General features: G+C 74.2%; 17 protein-coding genes. 10 read left to right on the top strand and 7 right to left on the bottom strand.

Features of this window, described 5'->3' with window-relative positions; all coding sequences use genetic code 11:
* Position 1: 1 nt before the first annotated feature.
* Positions 2-445 carry a GNAT family N-acetyltransferase gene (locus BLW86_RS28600; RefSeq protein ID WP_093876698.1) on the bottom strand — a complete coding sequence of 148 codons (444 nt, stop codon included), beginning with the start codon at positions 443-445 and terminating at the stop codon, positions 2-4.
* A 93-nt stretch (positions 446-538) separates the two neighbouring features.
* Between BLW86_RS28600 and BLW86_RS28605 the strand changes: the two genes are divergently transcribed.
* Positions 539-1,252, top strand: a complete 714-nt coding sequence (locus tag BLW86_RS28605) for an antibiotic biosynthesis monooxygenase family protein (protein WP_093876699.1) — start codon at positions 539-541, stop codon at positions 1,250-1,252.
* A gap of 38 nt (positions 1,253-1,290) precedes the next feature.
* Here the strand turns inward: BLW86_RS28605 and BLW86_RS28610 are convergent, their stop codons facing one another.
* The gene (locus tag BLW86_RS28610; protein ID WP_093876700.1) at positions 1,291-3,156 is read right to left on the bottom strand and encodes an endonuclease/exonuclease/phosphatase family protein; all 1,866 of its coding nucleotides are present in this window, start codon (positions 3,154-3,156) and stop codon (positions 1,291-1,293) included.
* 209 nt (positions 3,157-3,365) lie between these two features.
* Here BLW86_RS28610 and BLW86_RS28615 point away from each other — a divergent pair, with 209 nt between their 5' ends.
* From BLW86_RS28615 to BLW86_RS28630, 4 genes are all read left to right on the top strand, one after another.
* Entirely contained in the window at positions 3,366-4,811 is a 1,446-nt protein-coding gene (locus BLW86_RS28615; RefSeq protein WP_093876701.1) for a hypothetical protein, read from the top strand.
* Between the two features lie 154 nt (positions 4,812-4,965).
* The gene (locus BLW86_RS28620) at positions 4,966-6,390 is read left to right on the top strand and encodes an alkaline phosphatase PhoX (protein WP_093876702.1); all 1,425 of its coding nucleotides are present in this window, start codon (positions 4,966-4,968) and stop codon (positions 6,388-6,390) included.
* 54 nt (positions 6,391-6,444) lie between these two features.
* Positions 6,445-7,149 (top strand): GntR family transcriptional regulator, encoded by a 705-nt coding sequence (locus BLW86_RS28625; protein ID WP_093876703.1) that lies wholly within the window; start codon positions 6,445-6,447, stop codon positions 7,147-7,149.
* 89 nt (positions 7,150-7,238) lie between these two features.
* The gene (locus BLW86_RS28630) at positions 7,239-8,255 is read left to right on the top strand and encodes a 1-aminocyclopropane-1-carboxylate deaminase (protein ID WP_093876704.1); all 1,017 of its coding nucleotides are present in this window, start codon (positions 7,239-7,241) and stop codon (positions 8,253-8,255) included.
* A 70-nt stretch (positions 8,256-8,325) separates the two neighbouring features.
* Here the strand turns inward: BLW86_RS28630 and BLW86_RS28635 are convergent, their stop codons facing one another.
* Together BLW86_RS28635 and BLW86_RS28640 are read right to left on the bottom strand one after the other, a co-directional pair.
* Positions 8,326-9,567, bottom strand: a complete 1,242-nt coding sequence (locus tag BLW86_RS28635) for a TerD family protein (protein WP_177181780.1) — start codon at positions 9,565-9,567, stop codon at positions 8,326-8,328.
* Between the two features lie 36 nt (positions 9,568-9,603).
* Positions 9,604-9,843 carry a hypothetical protein gene (locus BLW86_RS28640; RefSeq protein WP_093878929.1) on the bottom strand — a complete coding sequence of 80 codons (240 nt, stop codon included), beginning with the start codon at positions 9,841-9,843 and terminating at the stop codon, positions 9,604-9,606.
* A 55-nt stretch (positions 9,844-9,898) separates the two neighbouring features.
* On the opposite strand from BLW86_RS28640, the gene BLW86_RS28645 reads away from it, so the two are divergent.
* Complete coding sequence (locus tag BLW86_RS28645; RefSeq protein ID WP_256341455.1) at positions 9,899-10,903, top strand: AraC family transcriptional regulator; 1,005 nt, start codon at positions 9,899-9,901, stop codon at positions 10,901-10,903.
* Between the two features lie 262 nt (positions 10,904-11,165).
* Here the strand turns inward: BLW86_RS28645 and BLW86_RS28650 are convergent, their stop codons facing one another.
* A complete protein-coding gene (locus tag BLW86_RS28650; RefSeq protein ID WP_093876706.1) occupies positions 11,166-11,975 on the bottom strand; it encodes an NAD-dependent epimerase/dehydratase family protein in 810 nt (269 codons plus the stop codon).
* Between the two features lie 215 nt (positions 11,976-12,190).
* Here BLW86_RS28650 and BLW86_RS28655 point away from each other — a divergent pair, with 215 nt between their 5' ends.
* Both BLW86_RS28655 and BLW86_RS28660 read left to right on the top strand, forming a co-directional pair.
* Positions 12,191-13,123: a 5-dehydro-4-deoxyglucarate dehydratase gene (locus BLW86_RS28655; protein ID WP_093876707.1), complete on the top strand. Its 933-nt coding sequence runs from the start codon at positions 12,191-12,193 to the stop codon at positions 13,121-13,123.
* 67 nt (positions 13,124-13,190) lie between these two features.
* The gene (locus BLW86_RS28660) at positions 13,191-14,345 is read left to right on the top strand and encodes a hypothetical protein (protein ID WP_093876708.1); all 1,155 of its coding nucleotides are present in this window, start codon (positions 13,191-13,193) and stop codon (positions 14,343-14,345) included.
* Positions 14,346-14,391: 46 nt separating this feature from the next.
* On the opposite strand, the gene BLW86_RS28665 is transcribed toward BLW86_RS28660, so the two are convergent.
* Positions 14,392-15,096, bottom strand: coding sequence for a GntR family transcriptional regulator (locus BLW86_RS28665; protein ID WP_093876709.1), 705 nt, complete (start codon positions 15,094-15,096; stop codon positions 14,392-14,394).
* Positions 15,097-15,295: 199 nt separating this feature from the next.
* Here BLW86_RS28665 and BLW86_RS28670 point away from each other — a divergent pair, with 199 nt between their 5' ends.
* Both BLW86_RS28670 and BLW86_RS28675 read left to right on the top strand, forming a co-directional pair.
* Entirely contained in the window at positions 15,296-16,537 is a 1,242-nt protein-coding gene (locus tag BLW86_RS28670) for an amidohydrolase (RefSeq protein ID WP_093876710.1), read from the top strand.
* Positions 16,534-18,003, top strand: a complete 1,470-nt coding sequence (locus BLW86_RS28675) for an APC family permease (protein ID WP_093876711.1) — start codon at positions 16,534-16,536, stop codon at positions 18,001-18,003. The genes BLW86_RS28670 and BLW86_RS28675 overlap by 4 nt, the downstream gene beginning before the upstream one ends.
* Positions 18,004-18,045: 42 nt before the next feature.
* Here the strand turns inward: BLW86_RS28675 and BLW86_RS28680 are convergent, their stop codons facing one another.
* Positions 18,046-19,254, bottom strand: coding sequence for an amidohydrolase (locus BLW86_RS28680; RefSeq protein WP_093876712.1), 1,209 nt, complete (start codon positions 19,252-19,254; stop codon positions 18,046-18,048).
* Positions 19,255-19,383 lie beyond the last annotated feature (129 nt).

Raw genomic sequence — 19,383 nt, forward strand, 5'->3', positions numbered from 1 at the left:
GTCAGAGCGTCCGCTTGAAACCGTCGTGGCTGCGCGCGAAGCCCAGCGAGGCGTAGAAGCGGTGGGCGTCGGTCCGCCGCTTGTCGCTGGTCAGCTGGACGAGCGCGCAGCCGCGCTCCCCCGCCCGCGCCACGGCCCGCTCGATCAGCTCCCGGCCGAGCCCGCCGCCGCGCCGGTCGGCCCTGATCCGGACCGCCTCGAGCAGGGCCCGCTCGGCGCCGCCCTTGCCGAGCCCCGGGATGTACGTGGCCTGGAGGCAGCCCAGGACGAGACCGCCGTCCACCAGGACCAGCATCTCGTTGCGCGGATCGCCCTCGATGTCCGCGAAGGCCCGCTCGTACGCGTCGGTGACGACGACCGAGGCGGGGTCCACGACCTCGTCCTCGTCGGCGAGGAGGGCGAGGACGGCGGGCAGTTCGGCGCGGGTGGCGGGGCGGAGGATCATGGCGCGAAGTCTCCCACGGTGAAACCCCTTGACCTCGACCAAGGTTGAGGGAGGAGGGTCGAGTCATCCGAACCGAGCAGGAGGAGACGCCCCATGAACGCCGTCGCCCACCCCGATGCCCGTCCCGACCTCCACCGCCCCGGAGTCGGCGCCGTCCTCGTCAGCACCTGGAGGGTCGGCACCCCGGAGCGCCAGCGCGCCGCCGTCGAGGCCATCCGGACGGCCTGGGAGAGCCGCGCGTGGCCGGACCTCGGCCTGCTCTCGTACAGCGTCGCCATCGGGACCGACGGGGACACGCTGTTGCACTACTCGCAGTGGACCGAGCAGCAGGCCTACGACGACTTCGTCCGCACCTACCGCGACGACCGGAACGCCGAGATCGACGCCGCCGTGCCCGGCATCGAGCGGGTGGAGCTCCGCCGCTACGGGCCGATCCACCGCTCCGCCGTCCGCGGCGGGACGGGGACGGCGGAGCTGCCCGGGGTCGTGGTGGTCGTCGAGGCCGACTTCGACGGGGCCGAGGAGGGGCGCCGGGAGGACTGGGTGGACGCCGTGTTCACCGCCCTGGACGGGGACACGGCGACGCGGCCGGCGTACGGCGGGGTCAGCGCGCAGTTCCATCTGTCCGTCGACGGCGGCCGGGTCCTGAACTACGCCGAGTGGGAGAGCGAGCAGGCCCATGTGGAGTGGCTGGCGGACGACGCCCGGCTGAGCGAGGCCTGGAAGCGGGTGCACCACCACCCGGCGCTCGTGGGCGGCCGGGTGCGGCGGTACACGCCCGCGCTCAGTCTGAGCGCGGGCGTGTGACGGACCCGGGGCCCGTCTTTCGGGTCGGGCCCGGGCCGTCAGGGGCGGAAGCGCAGGACCTGCGGGTCGTGGTCGCTGTCCTGGTCGGCGAACTCGGCGTTGATGTGCACGCTGTCGTACTCGAAGTGGTGCACGCCCGGGCTGGTCAGGATCTGGTCGAGGACCTGGCTGTTGCCCTGGTAGACGTACGAGTAGCGCTCGCTGACCGGCAGCGACTTCACGGCCGGGTAGAGCACGCCGCCGTCCGTCAGCGCCTGCGCCGTGCCGGAGAACTCGAAGTCGTTGATGTCGCCGACCACGAGCACGTCGGCCTGCTTGTCGAGCGCGACGATGTCCTTCACGAAGGCGTTGACGGCCTGCGCCTGGAGCAGCCGCTTCGCGTCGGAGGAACGGTTCGGCGGCTGGTGGTGCGAGACGATGGACTCGTCGCCGCCCTTCGAGCCGAAGTGGTTGGCGATCACGAAGACCGTACGGCCGCGGAAGACGAACTCGCCCGCGAGCGGCTTGCGGCTGGCCTCCCAGGCGGCGTTCGCCGGGTCGATGCGGCCGGGGGAGAGGGTCAGCGCGGCGCGGCCCTTGGTGCCCGTGACGGCGGTGGCGGTGGTCGCGTCGCCGCCCGCGCGGTCCGTGAAGGAGACCCGCTCGGGGTTGAAGAGGAAGACCTGACGGATGTTGCCGCCGGGCTCGCCGCCGTCCTTGCCGTTCTGCGGGTCGATCGAGCGCCACTCGTACGCCGGGCCGCCGGCCGCCACGATCGCCTCGGTGAACTTCTTCACCGTCACGTCGGCGGCGACCGTGCCGTCGTTCTTGGCACCGTTGTTGTCCTGGATCTCCTCCAGGGCGACGATGTCGGGCGAGGCGAGGTTCTCGACGACCGCCTTCGCGAGCGCGTCGAACTTCTCCTGCGGGTCGCTCGGGTCGAGGTTCTCGACGTTGTACGTCGCCACGGCCAGCTCGTTCTTGTGCTGCTTGTCCGTGGTCTCGCGCTCCAGGCCCTCGTCGACGACCGTGCCGAGGGTGCGGGCGGTCAGCGTGTAGCCGCCGAACTGGTTGAAGTCGAGCGGGCCCTCGGTGGTGCCGGTCAGCCGGTCGCCCACGTTCGCCTTGGGGAAGGGCTGCTGGGCCAGCGGGGTCAGCGACTGGATCTGGAGCCGGCCGGTGTTCTGGGACTCGTACGAGCCGTAGACCGTGCCGCCGCGCTCGTTGTCGTTCTCCCAGGGCTTCACCGTCACCCAGAGCTCCGCGTACGGGTCGGTGGCGCCGACCACCCGCGAGGAGTCGATCCGGACGTTGGTGCCCTCCAGGGACTCGTAGTAGTCCAGGGCGTACGTCTCGGGGTCCAGGGTCAGGCCGTTGATCGAGCCGCCCGCGGCCGGGTCGCCCTCGGGGGCGTACGCGTCGGGGACCGACCAGCCCGAGATCGTGACCGGGGCGGGGACCGGGTTGTCCTTCGAGACGACCTTGACGACCGGCTTCGAGATCTGGGTCAGCGACTGGTTGCCGGAGTTCAGGCCGCCGGGGACGTACTCGGTGACCGTGCCGCTCAGGCTGACCGCGTCGCCGACGGCGACGGTCGGGACGGAGCTCGTGAAGACGAAGATGCCCTCGCTGGTGGCCGGGTTCGCGTCGGCCTCCGGGTCCTGGATCCAGAATCCACGCGAGCCGTAGGTGCGGACGCCGGTGACGATGCCCGTGACGCCGGTGACCTGCTTGCCGACGAGGGGAGAGACGCGCGTCGTGCCCTGGATGTCGTGGACGCGGACGCCGGCGGCGGCGCTGTCCGCGGTGGCCTCCGCGGTGGTGATCTCCGCGGCGGCGCTCGACGGACCCGCGAGCAGACCGGCGGCGAGGGCGGAGGCGACGACGGCGGAGACCGCGGCGAATCTCGGTATGGACGAAGACATCAGAGGCTCCGAGGGTGCTTGGAGGATCGGCAGATGAATCTACGCGCGTCAATCTCTTGTGAGAGCCCCGCACTTGTCAAGAGTCGACGGGTGTACGAAGGCTGACGGATCCGTGAACCGGCGGACGGGGTCCCGGATGCGTCTACCCTGAGGAGTCTCGTTGAGCCCCTTTCGCCTTCACCCACGCACGCGTCGAGGAGACCCCCCAGATGTCAGTGGAGCACCCCACCCTTCCCCCCGTTCGGCTGCCTGCGGACGCGGAGCTGGCGCGGGACGCCCTGGCCGCCCCCCTCCTCGCCCAGGCGGTACGGCTCGCCCGCTGGGCCGGGCCCGGGACCCGGGTCGACGCGGGCGGCGAGCTCGTCGACGAACAGCTCCCCGAGGCCGCCGAGGTCCTGGGCCTCGCCGACGACGAGGACGGCGAGACCTGGGCCGGCGACGCCTGGCGGCTCGCCGTCGACACCGGTCTCGTCGCCGTCGAGGACGGCGAGGACGCCGACCTCCCCGGCCGGGCCGGCCCCGGTGAGAACCTCGCGCTGGTCACGGGCGGTTCGCCCCAGGACGTCCTCGGACTCTGGCTGGACGGCTTCGACGCCGTCTTCGCCGACGCCGTCGCGCCCGTCCTCGACGACCTGGACGCGATCCTCGGCGAGGACGGCGAGATCGACGTCGAGGCGCTCGACTGGGACCCCGAGGCCGAGGCCGAGTTCCTGGAGGGCGTCCTCGGCAACCTCTACCTGCTGACCGTCAGCGAGGGCGGAGCCGGCGAAGGCCCCGTCCCGCTGCCCGCGCTCGCCGCGTCGATGGTCGTCCCCGAGGACATGGGCGAGCCCACCGACGACGTCCTGGAGCAGGTCTCGGACGCGATGATGCGGCTCGACGAGCAGTTCCGGCTGCTCGAACCGATCGGACTCGTCGAGTACCAGCCCGTCGACGAGGCCCTCATGGCCGAGGAGGGCGAGGAGCCCGCGCCGCCCGTCGACGAGGAGGACGTCACCCGCTACGGCATGGTCCGGCTCACCCCGCTCGGGCTCTACGGCGTCCGGGCCCGGATGCTGGAGGCCGGCGTGGACGCGCCCGCCGTCGGCGACCTGACGGAGAAGGGCGCCGACGCGCTCCTCGACGGGATCGCCGGATACCCGGAGGCCGCTGCCCGCGAGGAGACCGCCGCGTGGCTGGCCGGCCGCGACGCGCTCGACGCGGCCCGCGAGCTGCTGCACGCCGCCCGGGGCGCCGACGCCGCCTCCCCGCTCCGCCGCCTCCACTGCCAGCAGACGCTCTCCCTCGTGGGCGCCGAGGCGGAGCCCGCCGTCCGGGAGGTCCTGGACGACGCGGAACTCGGCGGCCTCGCCCGGGTCTGGCTCGCCGAGCGCGGCGCCACGGACGTGCCCGCGCCGCCGGAGTCGATGATCTTCTGGCTGGCGATCGACACGATCGCGGCCCAGCTCTCCTCGGACGGCGACCTCCAGGAACTCCAGGAGCTGATCGAGGGCCTGACCGGCCGCCACAGCGGCTTCTTCGAGGCGGCCTGGCGGGTGGAGCACCCCGCCACGGCGGAGGTCCTGGAGGCGATGGGCCGCCTCCACCGTGACAAGACGGTGGCGAAGGACGCCCGCAAGGCCGCCTTCAAGGCCCGCTCCCGCTCGGGCTCCTGACCCGGGGCCACGGAAGGGGCACCCCACCGGGGTGCCCCGCGCGGCGGCCCCCGGAGGGGCGCCCGGTGCTGTTCCCGTGGTGTTCAGGCGGTGTTCGCGGGGACGCGGGAGGGTGGCCCGCGAGATCCGGCCATCACAGGGAGACTCCACCACCATGCCGCTCAACCGCAGAGAGTTCACCAAGCAGTCCGCCGTCGCCGGCGCGGGCCTCGCCCTCACCGGAGCCGTCGGCGCTCTCGCCACCGCCCCCGAGGCGCTCGCGTCCGACGAGCCGGAGGCGTACGGAGCCGGCCACGGTCACGAGCGGACGCTCGGGTACGGCCCGCTGGTCGCCGACCCCGACGGGATGCTCGCCCTGCCCGAGGGCTTCTCGTACCGCGTCGTCACCCACAGCGGCGTGACGCGCCTCGAGTCCGGCGAGTTCACGCCCTCCAACCACGACGGCACCGCCGCCTTCGCCGGCCCGCGCGGCACCACGTACCTCGTCAACAACCACGAGCTCAAGGGCCCCCGCGCCAAGTGGGAGCACCCCGTCCCGCTCGCCGAGGGGCTCGTCTACGACCCGGCCGCGGCCGGCGGCTGCACGGTCGTCGAGGTGCACCGCGACGGCACCGTCGCCGAGTGGGTCGGCGTCGCCGGCACCTCCACCAACTGCGCGGGCGGCCGCACCGCCTGGGGCACCTGGCTGACCGGCGAGGAGACCGAGGACCTGGCCGGCAAGAACGGCATGACCAAGGACCACGGCTACATCTTCGAGGTCGACCCGCGCGACCGCCGGGCCAACCTCGACCCGAAGCCGATCAAGGCCTTCGGCCGCTACGCCCACGAGGCCGTCGTCGTCGACCCCAAGCACGGCCACGCCTACCTGACCGAGGACGCCTCCGGCCCCAACGGGCTGCTCTTCCGCTGGGTCCCGCCGCAGGGCTTCGAGCACGGCCGCGGGAAGCTCCGCGCGCTCGCCGACGACGCCGGTGTGCTCCAGGCCTTCAAGTGCATCGACTCCTCCGGCCGCTTCGTGGACGACCTGTCCCGCGCCACCCGGATCGGCACCGTCTACGGCGTCGACTGGGTCGACGTCCCCGACCGCGACGCCCGCACCACCCCCGTCCGCAAGCAGTTCACGGACGGCCAGGTCACCCGCGCCCGCAAGCTGGAGGGCATGTGGTGGGCCGACGGCGGCGCCTACGTCGTCTCCTCCTACGCGCGCGAGGAGAGCCCCGGCGCCGCGCACGACGGCCAGGTCTGGTTCTACGACCCGAAGCGCCGCACCCTCACCCTCAAGGTGCTGCTCGGCGTGAACGCGGCCCCGGACGAGGACGGCGCCTTCGACGGCCCCGACAACATCACCGTCTCCCCGTACGGCGGGCTCGTCATCGCCGAGGACGGCGAGGGCGTCCAGCACCTCTTCGGCGCGACCGACTCGGGCCGCACCTACCCCATCGCCCGCAACGACCTCAACGACAGCGAGTTCACCGGCGTCGTCTTCTCGCCCGACGGCGAGACGCTGTTCGCCAACATCCAGACGCCGGGCATCATGGTCGCGATCACCGGCCCCTGGCGCCGTCAGCCCCGCCGCTGAGGCCGGAACTGATCTCTGGTCAGCTCCATGGACTGACATCTAACATGTCAGTCCATGGACGCACTGCGGCCCGTGGGCCGGACCCTGCTGCGTGACCGGGCGTACGAGGCGCTGCGCGAGGCCATCGTCCGCGGCGACCTCGCGCCCGGCGCCTCGCTGAAGGACGCCGATCTCGCCGAACGGCTCGGGCTCTCGCGCGCACCCGTGCGCGAGGCCCTGGCCCGGCTGGGCGACGAGGGGCTCGTCGAGTCCAAGCCGCAGAGCTACACCCGGGTCACCCGGCCGGTCAGCCGGGTCGTCCGGGACGCCGCCTCGGTGGTGCGGGTGATGCACGAGCTCACCGCCAGGACCGGGGTGCCGCTGCTCGGCCCCGAGGGCATCCGGACCATGCGCGAGGCCAACGAGCGCTTCGCGGCGGCCGTCCGCGCCTCCGACGTGGAGGCCGCCCTGGATGCCGACGACGAGCTCCACCAGGTCCTCGTCATCGCCAGCGGCAACCACGCCGCCGCCGCCACGATCGCGCGGTACACCCCCCTGATCCGCCGCGTCGAGCGGCGCCTCTTCGGCGACGCCGGGAGCTGCGGATCGGCCGAACTGCACGCCCGGCTCATCGAGGCGTGCGCGGCGGGGGACGCGGAGGAGGCGGTGCGGGTCACCACGGAGATCTGGGCCGCGCTCGAACAGCTCGCGGACGACGCCATCGAGGTGGCCGAGGTGACCGGCATCCCCGCGCCCCCGCCCGCCGGCGCGCCGGCCTGAGGATCGTCAGACAGCTAGAGGAGCCCGCCGCCCGTTCCGCAGCGCGTCCAGGACCGTCGACCCGTCGCCGTCACCCACCGGGAGCCGCTTTGCCGATCACCGACTTCGACCGCTACCCGCTCCTCTTCGGGCCCTCCCCGGTCCACCCCCTCGAACGGCTGACGCACCACCTCGGCGGCGCCGCCCTCTGGGCCAAGCGCGAGGACTGCAACTCCGGCGTGGCGTACGGCGGGAACAAGACCCGCAAGCTGGAGTACCTGGTCGCCGACGCGCTCGCCCAGGGCTGCGACACCCTCGTCTCCATCGGCGGGGTCCAGTCCAACCACACCCGTCAGGTCGCCGCCGTCGCCGCCCGCGCCGGCCTCAAGTGCGTCCTCGTCCAGGAGAGCTGGGTCGACTGGCCCGACTCCGTCTACGACAAGGTCGGGAACATCCTCGTCAGCCGTCTCGCGGGCGCGGACGTGCGCCTGGTGAAGGCCGGTTTCGGCATCGGCTTCAAGGAGAGCTGGGAGCAGGCCCTGCGCGAGGTCGAGGAGGGCGGCGGGAAGCCGTACGCGATCCCGGCGGGCGCCTCCGACCACCGCCTCGGTGGTCTCGGCTTCGCGAACTGGGCCTACGAGGTGGCCGAGCAGGAGCGCGAGCTCGGCGTCTTCTTCGACACGGTCGTCGTCTGCTCGGTGACCGGCTCCACCCAGGCCGGCATGGTCGCGGGCTTCGCCGCGCTCGCCGAGGAGGGCGGCCCGGCCCGGCGGATCATCGGGATCGACGCCTCCGCGAAGCCCGTCCCGACACACGAGCAGATCACCCGGATCGCCCGGAGCACCGCCGCCCTCATCGGCGTCGAGCGCGAGGTGACGGCGGCCGACGTCGAGCTGGACGAGCGCTACCACGCCGGGGTGTACGGCATCCCGGACGAGGCCACCCTCGACGCGATGCGGCTCGCCGCCCGCACCGAGGGCATGATCACCGACCCCGTCTACGAGGGGAAGTCGATGGCGGGTCTGGTCGATCTGGTGGACCGGGGAGAGATCGGCCGGGACTCGACCGTGCTCTACGCCCACCTCGGCGGCCAGCCCGCCCTCAACGCCTACAGCGCGCTGTTCTAGGGGGCCCTGTCGATCAGGCGTCGCGCGCCCGGCCTGATCGACACGAGGCTCCCAGGGGCGTCCCGGCCGCTCAGAGCGCCTGGGCGGCCGGCTTCACCATGCCCCGGACGGTCCGCGACTTCACGAACTCGCCCATCGCCGTCATCTCCCACTCGCCGGAGAACTGCTTGATCAGCTTGGCCATCATCACGCCGGTCTGCGGCTCGGCGGTGGTCAGGTCGAAGCGGACCAGCTCCTCGCCCGTCGTCCCGTCGATGAGCCGGCAGTAGGCCTTGGCGACCTCGGTGAACTTCTGGCCCGAGAAGGAGTTGACCGTGAAGACCAGGCCGGTGGCGTCGGCCGGGAGGCGGCCGAGGTCGACGGTGATCACCTCGTCGTCGCCCGCGCCCTCGCCGGTGAGGTTGTCGCCGGAGTGCTTGACCGAGCCGCCCAGGATGGTCAGCTTGCCGAAGTAGCAGCTGTCCAGGTGGTTGCGCTGCGGGCCGTACGCGATGACGGAGGCGTCCAGGTCGATGTCCTTGCCCCGGTAGGCGGGCTCCCAGCCGAGGCCCATCTTGACCTGGGAGAGCAGCGGGCGGCCGCCCTTGACCAGGGACACCGTCTGGTTCTTCTGGAGGTTGACCCGGCCCTTGTCGAGGTTGATCTTGCCGGTGGAGACGGGGGCGGCGGCCGGGGGAGCGGCCGGGGCCGGCGGGACCGGGGCCGCGACGCGCGGGTCCACCGGCGCGGCGGGCGGCACCGGCGGGGCCACGGGGGCCGGGGCGACGGGGGTCGGGGCGACGGGCGTGGGGGCCGGGGCGGCGGCGGGCTCGTCGTCCACCGAGACGCCGAAGTCGGTCGCGATGCCGGCCAGCCCGTTCGCGTACCCCTGGCCCACCGCGCGGGCCTTCCAGGCGCCGTTGCGCAGATAGATCTCGACGACCACCAGCGCCGTCTCCGTGGCCAGCTGCGGCGGCGTGAACGTGGCGATCACGGCGCCGTCGTCCGCGTTGCGGAGGGTGGCCGTGGGCTCGATGCCCTGGAAGGTCTGGCCGGCGGCGTCCGGGCTCGCCGTGACGACGATCCTCTCGATGCCGGCCGGGAGGGCGCCGGTGTCCACCAGGATCGCGTCGGGCGCGGCCCCGCCGCCGGAGCGGTAGGTGACACCGGGCCCGGTCGGCTGGTTGTAGAAGATGAAGTCGTCGTCCGAGCGCACCTTGCCGTTGGCGCCGAGCAGCAGGCCCGAGACGTCGAGCCGCACGGGGGCGGCCACGTCCACCGCCACGCGCGCGGCGGTGAGAGGAATGTTCGAGCCGGGGGTCATAGCGGTCATGCCAGGGGTAACGATCCGGCCCCCTTTGCCGTTCCCTTACCGACGGCCGGTTCGGCCACCCTGGTTACGCGGGTGGTCCCTGGCCTGCCGCTCGTTGCCGAAGCGGTACGAGCCCGTCCAGCGGGCCATCACCAGCTGGGGGTCGCCCGTCTCCACCTCCGCGAGGAACTTCTCGGCGCGCCCGCCGCGCAGCACGCCGGCGGCGCGTCCCTGGTGGGTGAGGGCGACGGAGCCGTCGCGGCGCCGCTCGTAGGCGAATCCATGGGGTCGTGGCATGCCGGGCATCCTGCCGTTCCCGGTCAGATCCGTCATATGAATATTCTTTCGGTCCATGGGAGCTGTGGGGGCCGCGGGCGGCGCGGGGGTGACGGGCGGGAGCTCGTTCCGGACGGAGGACGTGGACGAGGCACGTGAGGAGCTCGACGCGCGCTACTACGCGAACCGCATGGCCGTCGTCGACGGGGAGCGGCGCCCCTTCGCGGCCCGCTTCGACACCGTGTCGCTCGGCCCGCTGGTCATCGGCGACCTCAGCTGCGGCGCCGATGTGCGGATGAGCTTCGGCGAGCTCGGCGCGTACCACCTCAACGCGCCGCTGAGCGGGACGATGGAGATGCGCCAGGGCGGCAGCTCCCGGATCGTCGCGACGCCCGCCGAGGCGCTGCTCCTCGACCCGGCCGGGGACACCTTCCTCGACCGCTGGAGCGGGGACTGCCGGACCCTGTCCGTGAAGATCGGCGCGGCCGAACTGCGCGACCGCCTCGAACAGCTGACGGGCCGGTCGCCGCGCGGCCCGCTCGTCTTCGCGCCCCGCCTGGACATCACCCGCGGCCCCGGCCTGAGCTGGGTGCGCTTCGCCCGCCAGGTCGCCGCCGAGGCGCTCGCCGGGGAGGGGCTCGCCACGCACGAGCTGGTCGCCAGGCCCCTGCAGGAGGCGCTGCTGAACGGCCTGCTGCTGGCCGCCGAGCACCCGTGGCGGGAGGCGCTCGCCCACCCGGCGGAGGTGCGGCGGCCGGCCCCGGTCAAGCGCGCCATGGACGCGGTGCGGGAGCGCCCCGAGCACCCGTTCACGACCACCGAACTCGCCGCCCTGGGCCGCGTCAGCGTGCGGCGTCTGCAGGAGTCCTTCCGGGAGTACGTGGGGATGTCGCCGATGGCGTACGTGCGGGAGGTCCGGCTCGACCGGGTCCGCGAGGAGCTGCGGGCGGCCGCACCGGACGAGGTGAGCGTGAGCGAGGTGGCCTGGCGCTGGGGCTTCACCCATCAGGGCCGGTTCGCGGCCCGCTACCGGGAGAGGTTCGGCGAGACGCCGTCCCGGACGCTCCGCGCGGGCCGCTGAGCGGGGAAGGGGCGCGTCCACGCGCGCGTGTGTGCTTCCGACGCACCGACCCGCCGCGCAATCCGGACAGGTGTCGCGTTCCGCGGCTCGCGATGATCTTCGGCCGGGCCTACGGTGAGCTGGTCAGGTGCGTCGACGCACCGACGTCCGGGTCCCGGCCGGTCTCCCCCGTATCAGTCCGGCCGGGCCCCGTGTAACCCCTGGTCGGTGCGGCCGGATCCCGCGTGCCCCTGCTCGGTGCGGCCGGCGGGGCGGGTCCGCGTCAGTGCGGCCAGCGGGGCGGGTCCGCGCAGAAGTGGCCGCCCACGTAGAGGTCGTCGGGGCTGCCCTCAGCCGGGAGGCCCTTCTCGGCGAGGATCTTCTCCGCGTAGACCTCCGAGTCGTCCTCCGGCGCGTAGCCGAGCGCCCGGGCCGTGGAGAGGTCCCACCATGCGCGCGTGTTGGCGGAGGAGCCGTACACGACCGTGTGGGCCACGTCCTCGGCGGTGAGCGCCGCGTGCAGGAGACGTGCGCAGTCGGCGGGGCTGAGCCACATCGAGAGCATCCGCACCGAGGTGGGCTCCGGGAAGCAGGAGCCGATGCGCAGGGAGACGGTCTCGATCCCGTGCAGGTCCCAGTAGAGCTGTGCCAGGTCCTCGCCGAAGCACTTGGAGAGGCCGTAGAAGGTGTCGGGCCGGTGCGGGATGTCCACCGGGAGCGGCGGCTCGCCCTCGCGCGGGCGGCGGGTGAAGCCGACCGCGTGGTTGCTGGAGGCGAAGACCACGCGCCGGACGCCCTCCTCGCGGGCGGCCTCGTAGAGGTGGTGGGTGCCGGCGATGTTGGCGGCCACGATCTTCTCGAAGTCGGCCTCCAGGGAGATGCCCGCCAGGTGCGCGATCGCGTCGACGCCCCGGACCGCCTCGCGCAGCGCCGCGCGGTCCGCGAGGTCGGCGACGATCGCGTCCGGCGCCCCCGGCACGGGGGCGACGTCCAGGAGGCGGAGCTCGTAGCCGTACGGGGGCAGCAGCTCCCGCATCAGCGTGCCGACGCCCCCGGCGGCGCCGGTGAGCAGGACGGTGCGGGGTGCGGTCATGGAGCGGGTCTCCTCCGTCGAGTGGCATTCACATGAGCGGCATTCACAACCGTGGACACGCTAGGGAGGCGCCCGACGAGGCGTCAAGATCCTTGACCGAGCCGCACAATCGCCTTGACCGGCCGATCGGCGCTGCTCTAGCGTGCGTCAGGTCAGCGTTCATGCATATGGATGAAAGTCATGATTGTGCACGACGGACTTCCCTGGGAGCGCCCGTGACCACTGCCCCGCTCGCCGGCCGCCTCGACGGCCTGCTGTTCTTCCCCGTCACCGCCTTCGCACCCGACGGCTCCGTCGACCTCGCCGCCTTCCGCGCCCACGTACGCGCCGGAGTCGACGCCGGCGCCGCGGCCGTGTTCGCCTGCTGCGGCACCGGCGAGTTCCACGCCCTCACCCCCGAGGAGTTCCGGGACTGCGTCGCCGCCGCCGTCGAGGAGGTCGCCGGCCGCGTCCCCGTCGTCGCCGGCGCCGGCTACGGCACCGCGCTCGCCGTCCGCTACGCGCGCCTCGCCGAGGAGGCCGGCGCCGACGGGCTCCTCGCCATGCCCCCCTACCTCGTCGTCCCCGACCAGGCCGGGCTGCTCCGCCACTACACCGAACTCGCCGCCGCCACCTCGCTCGACGTCATCGTCTACCAGCGGGACAACGCGGTCCTCACCCCCGACACCGCCGTCGCCCTCGCCCGCACCGACGGCGTCATCGGCCTCAAGGACGGCCTCGGTGACCTCGGCCTCATGCAGCGGATCGTCAGCGCCGTCCGCGCCGAGGGCCTCGACCTGCTCTACTTCAACGGCCTGCCGACCGCCGAACTCACCGGCGCCGCCTACCGGGGCATCGGCGTCACCCTCTACTCCTCCGCCGTCTTCTGCTTCGCCCCCGACCTCGCCCTCGCCTACCACCGCGCCCTCGCCTCCGGCGACGACGCCACCCTGAACCTGCTCGTCGACGGCTTCTACCGGCCGCTCGTCGAACTCCGCGCCCAGGGCAAGGGATACGCCGTCTCGCTCGTCAAGGCGGCCGTGCGCAGGGTCGGTCCGGACGTGGGCGAGGTGCGGCCGCCGCTGAGCGAGCCCGCGCCCGAGCACGTCGACGCGCTCATGCTGCTCGTCGAGCGCGGCCGGGCCCTCCTCAAGGAGGCCGGGGCGTGAGGACCGGAGCGTTCTTCGAGGAGGTCGGGAGCGTGAGGACCGGAGCGTTCTTCACGGAGGTCGGCGCGTGAGGACCGGAGCCTTCCTCTACCCCTGGGACGTCGACGGCGACCCCGCCGCCCCCGGGCTCCTCGCCGAGCTCGGCCTCGCGCAGGTCACCCTCGCCGCCGCCTACCACTCCACCCGGGCGCTGAGCCCCCGTCACCCCGCCCGCCGGATCGTCACCGCCGAACACGCCGCCGTGCTCTACCCGCCGGACCCCGGCCGCTGGGCGGGCCGCGCGCTCCGCCCGTATCCCGCGGGGGAGTGGGCGCCCGGCGACGCCTACGGACGGGCCGCCGAGGCCCTCGCCGCCGGCGGCCTGGACGTGCACAGCTGGGTCGTCCTCGCGCACAACTCCCGCCTCGGCGCCGAACACCCGGGGACCTCCGTCGTCAACGCCCACGGCGACCGCTACCCGTGGGCCCCCTGCATCGCCCGCCCCGAGGTCCGCGCCCTCCTCGTCGACCTCGCCGCCGAGGCCGCCGTCCGGCCCGGCGCGACCGGCACGGAACTGGAGTCCTGCGGCTGGTACGGCCTCGCCCATCTGCACGCCCACGACAAGACCGCCGGGATCGTCCTGGGGGAGCGCGAGCAGCTCCTGATGTCGCTCTGCTTCTGCCCCTCCTGCCGCGAGGGGTACGGGGACGAAGGCGCCGACCCCGACGAGCTGGCCGCCGCCGTCCGCGCCGCCCTGGCGCCCGTCTGGGCCGCCGCGGGACCGGCGGGCGGGCTCGGCGACCTGGAGGCCCCCGCCCTCGCCTGGCGCGCGCGGACCGCCCGCGCCTTCCAGGAGGCCGCCGTCGCCGCCGTCCGCGCCGCCGCCCCGCCCGGCTTCCGCGTCCTGCTGCACGCCGACCCCGACCCGTACCGCTGCGGCGCCGACGCCGGCACGGACCCGGCCCATGTCCTGGGCCTCGCGGACGGCGTCGTCGCCCGCCCGCCGAAGCTCGCCGGCTTCGCGGAGCACGCCCGCCCGGGGACCGTCCTGGCCGCCAACCTCTCCGTCGTCGCCGGCATGGGCGGCGCCCCCGAGCACCTGGCCCGGGACGCCGAGCACGCGCGCGAGGCGGGCGCGACCGAACTGCGCCTCTACCACGCCGGACTGGCCTCGGACGAGGACCTGACCGCCGTCCGGACGGCGCTGCGGAAGCTGGGCCGGGGACGGTCGGACGCCCCCTAGGGGGTCGGGCCGGGCGTCGCGCGCCCGACCCGGGGCGTCCGGCCGGTCAGGCCGGGCCCGCGGCGTCCGGCAGCGCCGCCAGGAGGCGCTGTGTCGAGGCGCGGGTGTCGGCGACGTGGGCGCGGGCCAGGGCCTCCGCGCCGTCCTCGTCGCGGTCGCGGACCGCCTCGTAGAGCCGCTCGTGCGCCCCGCACATCGGCTCGCCGTCCGCCTGCGCCGAGGTGAGCCGGAAGAGGCGGCGCAGCCGGGAGTCGAGCGGGGCCATCAGGTCCACCAGGAGCGGGTTCCCGGAGAGTTCGACGATGTGGCGGTGGAAGTCGGCGTTGAGCGAGACGGCCTCGCGCAGCCGCCCGGACTCCGCCGCCCTCCGCGCCCGCGCCAGGAGCCGCTCCAGGTCCCGCAGTCCGGCGGGGGTCGCGTGCCGGGCGGCGAGCCGCGCGGCCAGGCCTTCCAGGTTCTCCCGTACGTCGAAGAGGTACTCGGCGTCCTGCGGACCGAACTCCGCCACCACCGAGCCCCGGCGCGGCTGTACCGACAGGAAGCCCTCCGACTCCAGGCGCTGCATCGCCTCGCGCACCGGCACCCGGGAGACCCGCAGCTCGTCGGCGATCTCCCGCTCCACGAGCCGCAGCCCCGCCGGGTAGTCGCCCTCGATGATCCGCTCGCGCAGCTCCACGTACACCCGCTCCCGCAGGGACGGATGGGTGTCCCCGATGGCGGTGCTGCGGGCGGCGGGGCGGGGGGTGGTCATCGGGAGGGCTCCAGTCGGGAGGTGCGGAGACGTGGCTCCCCGATCTTCGCAGACCGGCTCGGGAAGGTCCCGAAGTGAGGGGCCGCAGACCATTGCCTGGTATTCGGTATACCAGTTACCTTGGCGCCGCGCCGCGATCACCAGGGGCATCGCGGTGCGCGCCCCCTGCGACCCGTACGTACTTCGCGAAGGAGACACCATGAGCGAGGCCTCCGGCCCGCCCAGGCCCACCGCCCTCCTCGGGGCCACCCTCCCCGACGGCCGCACCGCCGACGTCCACCTCCGGGAGGGCCGGGTGAGCGCCGTCGAGCCGCACGTCCCGGGCCGCCCCACCCCGCCCGGCGCGCTCCACCTCGGCGGCGCGCTGCTGCTGCCCGCCCTCGTCGACGGCCACGCCCACCTCGACAAGACCCTCCTCGGCGCCCCCTGGCGCCCGCACCGGGCCACCGCCACGCTGCGGGAACAGATCGCCGCCGAGCGCGACTCCCGCCGCACCGAGGAGGTGCCCGTCGCCGAACGGGCCGCCGCCCTCGCCCGCCGCATGGTCTCCCTCGGCACCGGACACGTCCGCTCCCACGTCGACGTCGACCCCGACACCGGCCTCGACCACCTGCACGCCCTCCTCGACGTCCGCGAGGAGTTCCGCGACCGGCTCGGCATCCAGCTCGTCGCCTTCCCGCAGTCCGGGGTCGTCACCGCACCCGGCGTCGCCGAACTCCTCGACGCCGCCCTCGCCGACGGGGCCGACCTCGTCGGCGGCCTCGACCCCGTGGGCTTCGACGGCGACGCCGCAGGCCAGCTCGACACCGTCTTCGGCCTCGCCGAGCGCCACGGCAAGGGCATCGACCTGCACCTACACGACGGCGGCGAGACCGGCACCGCCCAGCTGCGGGACATCGCCGCCCGCACCGCCGCCCTCGGCCTCGGCGGCCGGGTCGCCGTCAGCCACGCCTACGCCCTCGGCGACGTCGACGACACCGAACTCGACCGCACCGCCACCGCCCTCGCCGCCGCCGGGGTCGCGATCATGACCAACGGCCCGAGCGGCCCCGTCCCGCCCGTCCTCCGGCTGCGCGAACACGGCGTCCGGGTCTTCGCGGGCTCCGACAACATCCGCGACACCTGGTGGCCCTACGGCACCGCCGACATGCTCGAACGCGCCACGATCATCGGCCTCAGGACCGGCCTCATGACCGACCCGGAACTGTCCGTCGCCGCCTCCCTCGTCACCGGCGAGGCCGCCGCCGCGCTCGGCCTCGCCGACTACGGCCTCGCCCCCGGCGCCCGCGCCGACCTCGTCGCCGTCGCCGCCGGCTCCGTCCCCGAGGCCGTCGCCGCCTACCCCCGCCGGCTCCTCGTGCTGCACGCCGGAAACGTCGTCGGCCCCTTCGTCGACGACGCCTACCCCGCGCTCGTCCCCTCCACCGGAGGAGCCGCGTGAACGCCGAGGCCACGTCCCGTACGGCTCCGAAGGCCCCCGAGGCGGCGGGCCGGCTCGCAGCCGGCCGGATCGGCACCTTCGACCTCGTCTTCTTCGTCGTGGCCGCCGCCGCGCCGCTCACCGTCCTCGCCGGCGTCGCCCCCTTCGCCATCGGCATCGGCGGCCCCGGCGCCCCGCTCGCCTACCTCGTCTCCGGCGCCCTGCTGGCCCTCTTCGCCGCCGGGTTCACCGCGATGAGCCTGCACGTCCGCAACGCCGGGGCCTTCTACGCGTACGTCGCCCGCGGCCTCGGCCGCACCCTCGGCGTCGGCACCGCCTACGTCGCCGTCGTCTCCTACAACCTCGTCACCCCCGGAGTCGCCGCCGCCTTCGGCTACTTCGCCGCCGGATCGGTCCGCGACGCCACCGGCACCGACGTGCCCTGGTGGCTGCTCTCCGGGCTCTGCGTCCTCGCCGTCGGCGTGCTCGGCTGGCTGAAGGTCACGCTCAGCGCCAAGGTCCTCGGCATCGCCCTGGTCCTGGAGGTCCTCTCGCTCGTCGTCATGGACGGCGGCATCCTCGGCGAGCGCGGCACCGCCGCCCTCGACACCGCCTCCTTCGCGCCCTCCACGCTCGCCGCAGGCGGCGTCGCGGGCATGTTCGTCCTGGTCATCGGCGCCTTCACCGGCTTCGAGGCCACCGCGATCTTCGCCGAGGAGGTGCGCGAACCGCACAGGACCGTGCCCCGCGCCACCTTCATCGCGATCGGTTTCCTCGCCGTCTTCTACTCCCTCGGCTGCTGGCTGATCATGGGCGCCTTCGGCACCGACGATGCCGTGGAGCTGGCCCGCGCCGCCGACGGACCCGAACTCACCTTCAAGGCCGCCGAACTGTACGCGGGACCCTGGCTGGCGGACGCCATGCACGGCCTCATCATCGTCAGCGCCTTCGCCGCCACGCTCGCCTTCCACAACGCCGGAGCCCGCTACCTGTACGCCCTCGGCCGCGAGGGCCTGCTGCCCCGCCGCCTCGGCGCGGTCTCCGGGAAGCACGGCTCGCCCGGCGGGGCCGTCGCCGCCCAGACCGGCTTCAACCTGGCCGTCGTCGGCGCCGGGGCGCTCCTCGCCGCCGACCCGTACGGCGAGGTCTTCCTCTGGACCAACAGCGTCGGCGTCCTCGGCATCATGGGCATGCAGGCCCTCGCCGCGCTCGCCGTGTGGGCCTACTTCCGGCGCGACCGGAGGGGCCTCTCGGCCGCCCGGGTCGTCTGGGCACCGCTCGTCTCCTGCGCCGGACTCGCCCTGCTCACCGTCCTGGCCGTGGTCCACTTCGACCTGCTCACCGGCCGCACCGGCGCCGTGAACACGGCCCTCCTGGTGCCGCTTCCGGTGGTCCTCGCGGCCGGCCTGCTCGTGGCCCTGCGCATCCGGCGCACGGACCCCGAGCGGTACGCCTCGCTCACGACGGTGGACGTGGAGCGGGACTGAGGGCGCGTACGGGGCGGGGGCCGGCCCCCGCCCCGTACGCCGTCACACCAGGCGGCCGTCCCGCGCCACCACCCGGCCCGCGCGGACCACCAGGTCACGGCGGGGCAGGTCCACCACCGCCTGCGGCAGGCACTCGCCGTCGACGAGCATGAAGTCGGCGGGGGAGCCGGGCCGGAGGTCCGCCTTCGGCAGGCCGAGCAGCTCCGCGCCCCCGTCGGCGGCGAGCCGGAAGCAGTCCTCAAGGTCCGAGTCGAGCCGCGCGTCCAGGGCCCAGGCGGCGAGCCAGACCCGGTGCAGCATGTCCGCGTTGCCGAACGGGCTCCAGCTGTCCCGGACCCCGTCCGAGCCGAGACCGACCCGCACCCCGCGCTCGGCGAGCCGCCGGAACGGCAGGATCGTGGTCACGGACAGCGCGACCGTGGTGAGCGCGATCCCCGCCTCCGCGAGCAGGTCCGCCGTCTCGTCGAGCTCCCGCCCGGACAGACCGGCGACCGCGAAGGCGTGCGCCACGCCCACCCGGCCCTGGAGACCGAGCGCCCGGGTCCGGGCGGCGATGTCCCGCAGCGGCGCCAGGCCCTGTTCGCCCCGGTCGTGGAGGTGGATGTCGAGCCCCAGCCCGTGCTTCTCGGCGAGCCCGAAGACCGTGCCGAGCTGGTCGCCCTCGTGGTCGCCGTCCGCGTCGAAGCCGGCCGGGTCGATGCCGCCGATGTGGGTGACGAGCCCGCTCGCGGCGGCCTCCGCCAGGAGCTCGGCCACGCCGGGGGTCCGGACGACCCCGTGCTGCGGGAAGGCGACCAGCTCGACGTCGACGATGCCCGCGAGCTTCCGGGCCGCCTCGGCGACCCCCTCGATCCCGGAGAGCCCGTACGCCGGGGCCACGTCCGCGTGGGCGCGCATCGCGCGGGTGCCCTGGGCCGCGGCGTGCGACATCAGCCGCAGCGCCCGCTCGGCGACCGGGGTCGGCAGCGCGCGGGCCAGCTCCACGTCACCCGCGACGTACTCGGCGATGCCGTGCGCGGGGCGGCGGCTGTGCCAGGGCTCGCCCCAGGCGGTCTTGTCGGGGTGGATGTGCGCGTCGACCAGCGTCGGCAGCGCCAGCCGTCCGCCCCCGTCGACCCGCTCGACCTCGGTGCCCGGGGGGACCTCGGCCACGAGTTCGCCGTCCACGGCGACCAGGTCGCGGGGCGGGCCGTCGAAGGGGCGTACGTCGTGGAAGAGGGTGGCGGTGGGGGGTGGTGGCGGCGGGGTCACGGGGGCTCCTCGGGCGCGGTTTTGTACGGGTCAGGTGACGCTCCATTTGGTATACCACGGGGTTCTGTTCGTGCGCCGCCGTCGTGGTGCGGGTTCAGGCGCGGGAGCCTCGGGCGCCGGCAAGGACGC

The sequence above is a fragment of the Streptomyces sp. TLI_105 genome, from assembly GCF_900105415.1.
Taxonomy (GTDB): Bacteria; Actinomycetota; Actinomycetes; order Streptomycetales; family Streptomycetaceae; genus Streptomyces.

Excerpts from the sequence above, each read along its gene's own strand:
- BLW86_RS28600 (WP_093876698.1), bottom strand. The coding sequence starts at position 445 with ATGATCCTCCGCCCCGCCACCCGCGCCGAACTGCCCGCCGTCCTCGCC.
- BLW86_RS28605 (WP_093876699.1), top strand. The coding sequence starts at position 539 with ATGAACGCCGTCGCCCACCCCGATGCCCGTCCCGACCTCCACCGCCCC.
- BLW86_RS28610 (WP_093876700.1), bottom strand. The coding sequence starts at position 3,156 with ATGTCTTCGTCCATACCGAGATTCGCCGCGGTCTCCGCCGTCGTCGCC.
- BLW86_RS28615 (WP_093876701.1), top strand. The coding sequence starts at position 3,366 with ATGTCAGTGGAGCACCCCACCCTTCCCCCCGTTCGGCTGCCTGCGGAC.
- BLW86_RS28620 (WP_093876702.1), top strand. The coding sequence starts at position 4,966 with ATGCCGCTCAACCGCAGAGAGTTCACCAAGCAGTCCGCCGTCGCCGGC.
- BLW86_RS28625 (WP_093876703.1), top strand. The coding sequence starts at position 6,445 with ATGGACGCACTGCGGCCCGTGGGCCGGACCCTGCTGCGTGACCGGGCG.
- BLW86_RS28635 (WP_177181780.1), bottom strand. The coding sequence starts at position 9,567 with ATGACCGCTATGACCCCCGGCTCGAACATTCCTCTCACCGCCGCGCGC.
- BLW86_RS28640 (WP_093878929.1), bottom strand. The coding sequence starts at position 9,843 with ATGCCACGACCCCATGGATTCGCCTACGAGCGGCGCCGCGACGGCTCC.
- BLW86_RS28645 (WP_256341455.1), top strand. The coding sequence starts at position 9,899 with ATGGGAGCTGTGGGGGCCGCGGGCGGCGCGGGGGTGACGGGCGGGAGC.
- BLW86_RS28650 (WP_093876706.1), bottom strand. The coding sequence starts at position 11,975 with ATGACCGCACCCCGCACCGTCCTGCTCACCGGCGCCGCCGGGGGCGTC.
- BLW86_RS28665 (WP_093876709.1), bottom strand. The coding sequence starts at position 15,096 with ATGACCACCCCCCGCCCCGCCGCCCGCAGCACCGCCATCGGGGACACC.
- BLW86_RS28670 (WP_093876710.1), top strand. The coding sequence starts at position 15,296 with ATGAGCGAGGCCTCCGGCCCGCCCAGGCCCACCGCCCTCCTCGGGGCC.